Origin of the sequence: Microbacterium sp. CCH5-D1 (genome assembly GCF_001557335.1) — a bacterium.
In the GTDB taxonomy this organism is placed as follows: domain Bacteria; phylum Actinomycetota; class Actinomycetes; order Actinomycetales; family Microbacteriaceae; genus Microbacterium; species Microbacterium oxydans.
Window position 1 is genome coordinate 1 of the sequence record NZ_LSJW01000062.1, and the last position, 2,889, is coordinate 2,889.

Consider the following 2,889-nt stretch of genomic DNA (forward strand, 5'->3'; position numbering starts at 1 on the left):
TCGGTCGCAGCGACGCTAAAAGCGCTGTCCGACCCGCTCAGGCTGCGCATGCTGTCGGCCATCGCCTCCGATCCCCGCGGAGAATCGTGCGTGTGCGACCTGGCCGAACTGGCCGACGTCTCCCAGCCCACCGTGTCGCACCACCTGAAAGTCCTCAAAGACGTGGATGTCCTCGTCTCCGAGCGGCGTGGCACCTGGGTCTGGTACCGCATCAACCCGAACCGCCGAGGCGCGGTCACCGCTCTCCTGAACTCGTTCGCACCTGCGACCGTGAGTGAGCCGTGGAGCGTTGAGCGCACGGATGCGAGCACTCGACCCGACTTCGACGCGCGCGTGACTCATCTTGCCGATGAGCTCGCCGCCGAGATTCCGGAGGTTGACGCGGACGTGGTGCTCACCATCGTCCGCGAGTCGTACACGTCCCTTGCCCGCACTGCTCGCGTCACCTCTGCATTGATCCCCTTGACCGAGAGGTTCGCCCGGCAGCGCCTCGCTGACCTCACCAGAGACCGCGTCTCTTCCGTCCCGCAGGTGCTGTTTGTGTGCGTCGCGAACGCCGGACGCTCCCAGCTCGCCGCAGCACTCGTGAATCAGATCAGCGGCGGCAAGGTCGTTGCGCGCTCCGCAGGGTCGAATCCCGCGGACGTCATCCACCCCCATGTGCGATCATTGCTCACGGACATCGAAGGTGACATTGCCGCCGATCGGTATCCCAAGCCGCTCACCGACGACGCGGTGCGCGCGGCAGATGTGGTCGTCACGATGGGCTGCGGGGACGTTTGCCCGATCATCCCCGGCGTTCGGTACGACGACTGGGCGGTGGGTGACCCCGCTCTCGCGTCTCGCGAAGGCGTCGAAGCGATCCGTGACGATATCGCCGCACGCGTCCATGTTCTCGTCGACGACCTTCTCCGCTAACCCCTCTACCGCCCATTCAGGAGCAAACATGACTGACACCACCGTCAAGCCGTCCGTCCTCTTCGTCTGCGTTCACAATGCCGGACGGTCGCAGATGGCGGCCGGGTTCCTCCGCGAGATCGCTGGCGACCGTATCGAAGTGCGCTCGGCCGGGTCCATGCCTGCGGATCAGATCAACCCCACCGCCGTCGACGCGATGCAGGAACTTGGTATCGACATCACCGCCGAGCAGCCCAAGGTCCTCACCACCGAGGCGGTGCAGGCCTCTGACGTCGTGATCACCATGGGTTGTGGCGACGCCTGCCCGTTCTTCCCCGGAAAGCGCTACGAAGACTGGAAGCTCGACGACCCCGCTGGCCAGGGCATCGACGCCGTACGGCCCATCCGCGACGATATCCGTGGTCGCATCGAACAGCTGGTGAGCGAGCTCCTCTGAGAAGCGCACGCGCTCGACAATCCGCGACGCTGACGTGAACGGCGAGTCGGCAGTGCGACCTTGGTCAGGCCTTCAGCGCTTCTCGACTCGCTCGCGTTTGGGCGAGCAGCGAACACGTGAGCCTTTGTCCTTCGTGCTCGAGGGGGTCAGCATTGCCAAGTGCGAGCTCGATGGCGTTGGAACCTGGAGTGTCGCTATTTGCGGCATTCGGGGCAGCGGGCGTGAGGCCTGCGGGTTCTGGTCTGAACTCTCGATGGCCATGTATACCCGCAGGCACAGTGCCAGGTGACTTTTCTCCCCGATCCCACGGTGACCTCGGTGGGCGAGAGGGCGTTAGAGGAGTCCCACTGCGCTGCGAGATCGGGTCGCAGGGTTGCAAGGTCGGTCTCCCCTGGGATGGGTAGCTTTCCTGTGCAGTAAGGGCAGCCGCAGCCGGACGTCCGGTTTTTGACTGTCGCGGGCCACGAGTGATTGCGGTGGCAGATCCACGACACTTTCACGTGGGAGGAGACCGTGACCTGATTCGGTGAGCAGTCGTTGCTGGGATCCCATTGCGCGGCAATATCGGGTCTGCGTGTCGCGAGGTCAGTGGCTCCCGGGATAGCGACCCGGCCGGAGCATGACGGGCAGCCTGAGCCTGCGTGTCGGTTGGCGACGGTCGCTGGCCAGGTGTGGTTTTCTGCGCACCGCCATTGGGCTTCATAGGAACTACTGACGGTCACTTCGGACGGTGTCCGGTCGTTCGCTCCTGGGGTGCGGTCCCATTCCGAAGCCAAATGAGGATCGAGAGTCCCCAAGTCATTGAACCCCGCGAGGACGACGCGATTCGCACACACGGGGCATCCCGTCTTGTCCTTCGTGCGGCCCCAGACGGGGAGCTCCCATGTGTGACTCAGCGCGCAGCGCCATACTGCGGGGTAATCCGAGCCCGCGGTGACCTCACAAGCGGACTTGGAGTTGACGCGGTCCCATTGTTCGGCGAGATGAGGGTGAGTGGTGGCGAGGTCATTGAAACCGGCGAGGGTGCGTTGATTGGAGCAGTACGGGCACCCGTGTCCTGAGCAACGGTCACCGACAGCCGCGTCCCAGCTGTGGTCGCAGTGGCCGTGCCACCAGACGACACGGTCCGATCCGGGGGTGACTGTCTCCGGAGTGATGGAGCTGTCGTTGAGTTCGTGATCCCACTCTGCTGCGAGGCCGGGGTGAAGAGTGGCTAAATCTGTTTCACCCGGTATCGCCCGGCTACCGCTGCAATAGGGGCATTTGCTTTCTTGCGTGGTGCGGGAGCGCACCTGGGCGGGCCAGGTGTGCTCGTGAGCAGTACACCTCCAGTTGATTTTCCGGGCGGAGGTGGCGCTCACGTGATGGGGGTCCCCCCGGTTGGCTCCTGGGGTAGTGTCCCATTCCGCGGCGATGTCTGGCCGCAGGGTGCCGAGATCGGTGTGTCCCGGCCAGAAGTCCATGCCGATGCAATATTCGCAGTTGGTCTCGGCAGAGCCTCGCACGTGGGGGCTTGCTTCCCAGGAGTGCCCCTC

3 protein-coding genes are annotated in these 2,889 nt (G+C 64.5%); 2 read left to right on the plus strand and 1 reads right to left on the minus strand.

Annotated features, from left to right (window positions below; translation table 11 throughout):
• The coding region (locus tag AX744_RS03935) for a metalloregulator ArsR/SmtB family transcription factor (protein WP_061015454.1) at positions 1–918 on the plus strand (918 nt) is incomplete at its 5' end.
• 28 nt (positions 919–946) lie between these two features.
• On the plus strand, positions 947–1,354 hold the full coding sequence (locus AX744_RS03940) for an arsenate reductase ArsC (RefSeq protein WP_017201945.1): 408 nt from the start codon (positions 947–949) through the stop codon (positions 1,352–1,354).
• A gap of 194 nt (positions 1,355–1,548) precedes the next feature.
• Here AX744_RS03940 and AX744_RS21790 read toward each other — a convergent pair whose 3' ends face one another.
• Positions 1,549–2,817 (minus strand): zinc-ribbon domain-containing protein, encoded by a 1,269-nt coding sequence (locus AX744_RS21790; protein ID WP_082738393.1) that lies wholly within the window; start codon positions 2,815–2,817, stop codon positions 1,549–1,551.
• Positions 2,818–2,889: the final 72 nt, after the last annotated feature.